This window comes from Pedobacter sp. AK013 (genome assembly GCF_014205835.1).
Lineage (GTDB): Bacteria > Bacteroidota > Bacteroidia > Sphingobacteriales > Sphingobacteriaceae > Pedobacter.
This window is the reverse complement of the sequence record NZ_JACHCQ010000074.1, coordinates 1-5792: the sequence shown is the minus strand read 5'-3', so window position 1 is coordinate 5792 and position 5792 is coordinate 1. Positions and strand designations below refer to the sequence as shown.

The window sequence follows — 5792 nt, the reverse complement described above, 5'->3', positions numbered from 1 at the left end:
AAGATCAAAGCTTTTAGAGCAACCTCTAGAGGTGTAAGGGATATTAAATTCTTCTTATTCAGATTGTCGAAAATATATGCTTAAAACATCCCCCCAACTTTTCCGCTTGATCCCTTTTTTATAAGTAAGGTGAAAGTCGTGCTCCCAGTTTTTACCATCTACAGACTTTTCCCAAAATCCCGAGATGACGTTTTTATCTTTGTTAATCTCACCTGTAAACCGTTGGATAAATTGGGGGCCATTGCGCCATATCTTCCATATTCTGTTTTCAAAACTCATTTCATATACCCGGGAAGATTGTTGATCATCAATGTAAAATACGGTGTAGTTCTGTGCATCTTTATCACGACCAATAAACCATATCGCCCAGGGCGTTCCATTATTTTTTGTACCCTGCCGAAAAATTAGAAATTCACCTTCTTCAAACCATTCAAAGGATGCTTTCGCCTTAATAACTGCATTGGCATCGGGTAAGAAGGATGCATTTGATATTTCCATTTCCCATGTACCAATAAATTGCTTTAATTCTTGTAATGCCAGATTGATGTTGTTTTTCATTGGAAGATAAGTTGATAATTATAGTTATAACCCTTTATTGATTTTTTTAATCCAGGATTCACTTAACTAAGTTGTTTTGATTAATCTATTACACAAAGATCAGCACTAATATAGCGTTGGGTGATATGCAAAAGCGACTATCTTAGGGGCTATTACGTCAAAAATTATCCATCAGATAACTTTTCAATTTGGGTTAACAGGGTATTTTGGTAGCCGTGTATTAATACCCATTCCAAACGCGCACCTATTATTATGTAGCCTGAAAAAATATCCCTGTATTTGTAAGCCAGATTAATAACATAAGAGTATATGTCAGCTAAAATTGTGTCAGCTTTAAAACAAATTAATCCTAGATTACATTAAAATAAGTTTTAACAACATGCAGCATTATTTACTTATACACCAGAAATATTCAAATAAATACCAATGACCAATAAAACACTATTATCCTTTTTTTTCGCTCTGGCCATATCAGCATCAATAAAGGCTCAGAACAGAAATCCATTTGGCAAGCCGCTGGTTCCAGATATGATTGCAGACGCCAGTATTCAACAGATTAACGGCATATTTTATTGTTATGCCACTACAGATGGCTATGGCAGAGGCCTCAAATCTTCAGGTCCTCCTATACTCTGGAAATCTACTGATTTTGTTAACTGGAGCTTTGATGGTACGTACTTTCCATCAGCTGCTAAAGAATTATATTGGGCACCAAGCAAAGTTGTTCCTGCTAATGGTAAATTCTATATCTATCCTACTGTTAATGGTTATATGTACCCAGCTGTTGCCGATAAGCCAGAAGGACCTTTTAAACTCGCCCGAGGCAAGGATGAATGGTTTAAACCTTATACGCCATCAACGTTATTGCAGACCAAAAAGCCAAATGGTATTGATGCAGAAATATTTATTGACGATGATAAGCAGGCCTATGTGTTCTGGAATACCAGGCATGCAGCGAAATTGATGCCTGATATGATTACTGTAGACTCAGCGGTACAGGTAATTTCGACCCCAAGAACGCAGTATTCTGAAGGGCCGATCTTCTTTAAAAGGAAAGGCATTTATTATTATTTATATACCATTGGCGGGAACGAGAAATACCAGTACGCTTATATCATGAGTAAAGTTTCTCCCTTAGGACCCTATACCTTCCCTAAGAATGATATCATTACGACAACCAATTATGAAAAAGGGCTGTATGGCCCTGGGCACGGTTCTGTTTTTAATTTAGAAGGAACGGACAAATACTATATTGCATTTTTAGAATTTGGAAGGGGCAGCACCAACCGGCAAACTTATGTTAGTCCATTAACATTTGCCAGCGACGGAACCATTAATCCTGTAGATGTAAATCTTGACGGCGTTGGTGAGCTCGCGAGAAGCAAACAGCCAAAGCAGCTGCAGATCAGTAATGCTTATGCCTCAAGTACAGCAGATTCGATGAAAATTAAACCGATTAGCGATCCATCGTTTAAACGGGAAGAATTCTTCGATCCCAAATTTGCCTTTGATGGCTCCAATGGTTCGCGCTGGATGGCGAAAGAGAAAGATTCAACGGGCTGGATAGTGGCAGATTTAGGAAAAATAAAGTCTGTAAGTTTAAGCAAAGTTTATTTCGTTCGGCCAGCGGCAGGCCATGCTTACCTGCTTGAAACATCGTTAGATGGAAAATCGTGGCAAAAAAGTGGAGGCCACAGCGAAACTAAAGTTCAATCGCCACATGTAGATCAATTACGTATCAAATGCCGTTATGTTAGGATAAAAATTTTGAATGGTGTGGCTGGTATCTGGGAATGGAATTTATATTGATACAACCATAAGGACTAGAAAAAGTAATAAGATCAATACCGGAAACGCTTAGGCGTTTCCGGTATTCTCTAAATAAAGAGGCATGCTCGTTAAATGGAATGACATCGATGGCCCAAACCAGCAATAGGTATTGCTAACTGAAAAACTATCCTCAATTATCGCTTATCGTGATTATAAATTTCTATTTTATCATTATTGATATGAATCGGAAGCCATAAATATGTAGATTTTTCGAGGTCGGTTTTATTCCACCTATCGGCCATAAAAATAAATTTCCCCGGTTGGTTAGCAACAGGCAGTACAAACGTGCCCTGAGCGAAAAAAGACACTTCGGCGTTTAGTCCTTTGCATGGATTTTCACCCTCTACCCATGGCCCCATAATATGATCGGCAACAGCATAAGAAGCCGCATTAGGCGACCAACCGGTACAGCCTGATGTAATTAAAAAGTACTTGCCCTGGTTTTTAAAAATAGCCGGACTTTCTCTTGTTTTTTTCTCCAATATTCGTGTATAAGTTTTACTTGGTGTCAAATAATCATCGCTTAGCAAACAAACGTGCATCGTATTGTTATTTTCTGACGAATAAATAAGATAAGCTTTCCCATCATCATCTTTATACAAAGTCATATCTCTTAACATCTGATTGTTAGGCGCCACACTACCCAGGTATTTATAGGGTCCAAAAGGATTATCACTTATTGCAACCCCTCCACGAGAATAACTGTAGTCATTCTTATCTATGTGCATCCACATCACAAATTTCTTTGTACGCTCATTATAAATCACCTTGGGTCTTTCAATAACTCTACCCGTATCAAGATCGTAACCGGGATTGTTTGTAGTAGGTTTTAAAACCACGCCCCTGTTTTTCCAATGTTTAAGATCTGTAGAAGAATAACATGAAACCCCTCCAGCCGGAACCCGGAAATCTTCCCACACCTGCTTCGGAACAAGCCATGTTTTACCTTGCTTCACCTCACCAAAAAGATAATAAACGCCTTTGTGGTACAATACACCTGCGCCATGGGCATTAACTAGCTTTCCATCCGTATCGATTAACCTATTGCTATTAAACAACGTATCAGTTAATGGATGTACACGATCTGCAAACGATAAATTGTAACAGCCTATCAATAATATAATAAGCACGATTTTAATTCGACTACCAGAAATGTTCATAAGAGCTACTTGTTTTTTGTTTTTAAAACCAAAGTAGTTACCACTGAATCTAACTGTACCCCAGCTAAATCTATCGTGATGCCTGCTGCATCCTGCTGAAATTTAACTTTTTCACCCTGTATTATATTACATGCAGTAATGGCTTGCTTAATTGCTGGTAATTTAATCGTAGTGCTTCCTACAGGAGCTTTCAGGAGGTGTATATATATATTATTCCCCTTGTATGTAGCACCATAAAAACCATCAACAGGCTGAAAAGGCCCAGGACGTGTTCCGTATATCCCTTCGCCATTTTTAGCTAACCACGCTCCCACTTCTTTCAAACGCTGTACGTGGGTGGGTGGAATAACACCATCGGGGTCTGGCCCAACATTTAACAACATATTTCCTCCACGGTCTACCGTATTCACCAGCATATCTATAACCCGTTTCAAAGGCATCAAATTCTGTGCTTTGTTGTACCCCCAGCTTGTTTCGTTAAGGTTCAGGTTTTTTTCCCATGGAAAAGGAATAATAGGCCCTTTAACATCTCCACCTCCTTCGTCGGTCTGGAAATCGCCAACCATTCCAGACCTGGGATTGATTACCACATCAGGATTATAGCGGCGTACCATGCCATTAAGTTTTAGCGGCTCCCAAAACCAGGCAGCATCAGCATCGCTACCTTTATGGGCTAGCCAGCCACCATCGTACCAGAGAATATCTATTTTGCCATAGTTTTTCATTAGCTCTTCTACCTGGCCATAAGTCTGTTTCTTAAGCAGTGCGGCATTTTCAGGAAGTCCCTTAGGATCAAAATAACCAGGAAAACGCCAATCAAGCGGGGAGTAATAAATACCCACGTAGAGACCTGCCTTACGGCATGCATCAGTATATTCTTTTACAAAATCGCGATGGGCGGCAGTTTCCCAGCTATTAAAGTGTTTATAACTCGAGGGGCTATTCCAAAGGGCAAAACCATCGTGGTGCCTGGCAACCATTACCATATACTTCATTCCGGCTTCTTTGGCTACCTTTGCCCATGTTGCACCGCTAAAATGCTTTGGATTAAACTGAGTAGCTAGTTTGGCATATTCATCTGCTGGTATTTTTTCGTTAAACATGGTCCATTCGCCACTGGCGGGGATTGCATATAAACCCCAATGGATGAACATTCCAAATTTCTGATCTTCCCACCACTTCATTTTTTCGGGTGAAAGATTGGAACCCGGCCCCGATACGCCTTCTCCTCCGCCCTTTAGTGAGGGGTAAATTGTTCCTTTTTCCATCGATTTTCTTTCTGCATCGCCCATCACCTGGCTCTTTACAGTTAAAGAATAAATCATGAACATTAATACAAGCCCGGTTGCAGTAATTTTTATTTTTTGTTTGAACATCATCTGTTTTAGAAACTTAACAGGTTATACTATGACAAACACTGTTATATTTGGTTAAAAAATTTTAGGCAGTAGCCCATAGCGCAAGCTGTTGAGGCCCTAATTATACGAAATTAGACAAATTTATAGCCTTAGGATTGTCTCCATCAGACTTTATTTTGTACAAATCCGACTCTCTCTAGGCCCAGTTCAAATAATATGAATGGCGCAATATGCTTAATGGTTTGTCTTAACGCGGGCCAGATTTAAAAATATGCTACAATTTTTAAATTACAATCATAAAAAACATACCGATTACTCCTTGTTATTCAGCGCAAAAGGGCCATTAGCACACTTTTTAAAGCAAAAAAAAATAAAATTATTTTTGATAGTGATATTTATATTTCTATATTTGCAACCCCAAAGGAATACAACACCATGTATTAATTTGCGAAAGTAGCTCAGTTGGTAGAGCACGACCTTGCCAAGGTCGGGGTCGCGAGTTCGAATCTCGTCTTTCGCTCTAAATGCCTTCCTACCAGAAGGCATTTATTTTAAAGTTAACCTACCGAAGGATTTCGGAACAGGCTAATGCTCGGGTGGTGGAACTGGTAGACACGCAGGACTTAAAATCCTGTGCTTTCAAAGGCGTGCGGGTTCGATTCCCGCCCCGAGTACACGACGGGAAGTCCGATCTAAATGATCAGACTTCCCTTTTTTATTTCCTCTCAATTCTTTAATAATCAAGTAAATAAGCGGATCAAGCGGAAAAGTTGGGGGGGGATTAGAATAATTTGGGATCAAGCGGAAAAGTTGGGGGGATTAGAATAATTTGTTTCTTTGTAGTATTACAACAATTATAACTTCCCTTGAATCAAGCCGAACAAAC

General features: G+C 39.5%; 4 protein-coding genes and 2 tRNA genes. 3 read left to right on the top strand and 3 right to left on the bottom strand.

Annotation, left to right across the window (positions count from 1 at the left end; genetic code table 11):
• Positions 1-54: 54 nt before the first annotated feature.
• The gene (locus HDC90_RS25170; RefSeq protein WP_184471380.1) at positions 55-558 is read right to left on the bottom strand and encodes a hypothetical protein; all 504 of its coding nucleotides are present in this window, start codon (positions 556-558) and stop codon (positions 55-57) included.
• Positions 559-984: 426 nt separating this feature from the next.
• Between HDC90_RS25170 and HDC90_RS25165 the strand changes: the two genes are divergently transcribed.
• Positions 985-2367 (top strand): family 43 glycosylhydrolase, encoded by a 1383-nt coding sequence (locus HDC90_RS25165; protein WP_184471378.1) that lies wholly within the window; start codon positions 985-987, stop codon positions 2365-2367.
• Between the two features lie 155 nt (positions 2368-2522).
• On the opposite strand, the gene HDC90_RS25160 is transcribed toward HDC90_RS25165, so the two are convergent.
• Both HDC90_RS25160 and HDC90_RS25155 read right to left on the bottom strand, forming a co-directional pair.
• Entirely contained in the window at positions 2523-3518 is a 996-nt protein-coding gene (locus HDC90_RS25160; RefSeq protein WP_370576673.1) for a glycoside hydrolase family 43 protein, read from the bottom strand.
• Between the two features lie 35 nt (positions 3519-3553).
• Positions 3554-4927 (bottom strand): alpha-L-fucosidase, encoded by a 1374-nt coding sequence (locus tag HDC90_RS25155; protein WP_221451948.1) that lies wholly within the window; start codon positions 4925-4927, stop codon positions 3554-3556.
• A gap of 426 nt (positions 4928-5353) precedes the next feature.
• Between HDC90_RS25155 and HDC90_RS25150 the strand changes: the two genes are divergently transcribed.
• Both HDC90_RS25150 and HDC90_RS25145 read left to right on the top strand, forming a co-directional pair.
• Positions 5354-5426: transfer RNA gene (locus HDC90_RS25150), tRNA-Gly, on the top strand.
• 70 nt (positions 5427-5496) lie between these two features.
• Positions 5497-5580 (top strand) — tRNA-Leu (locus HDC90_RS25145).
• Positions 5581-5792: the final 212 nt, after the last annotated feature.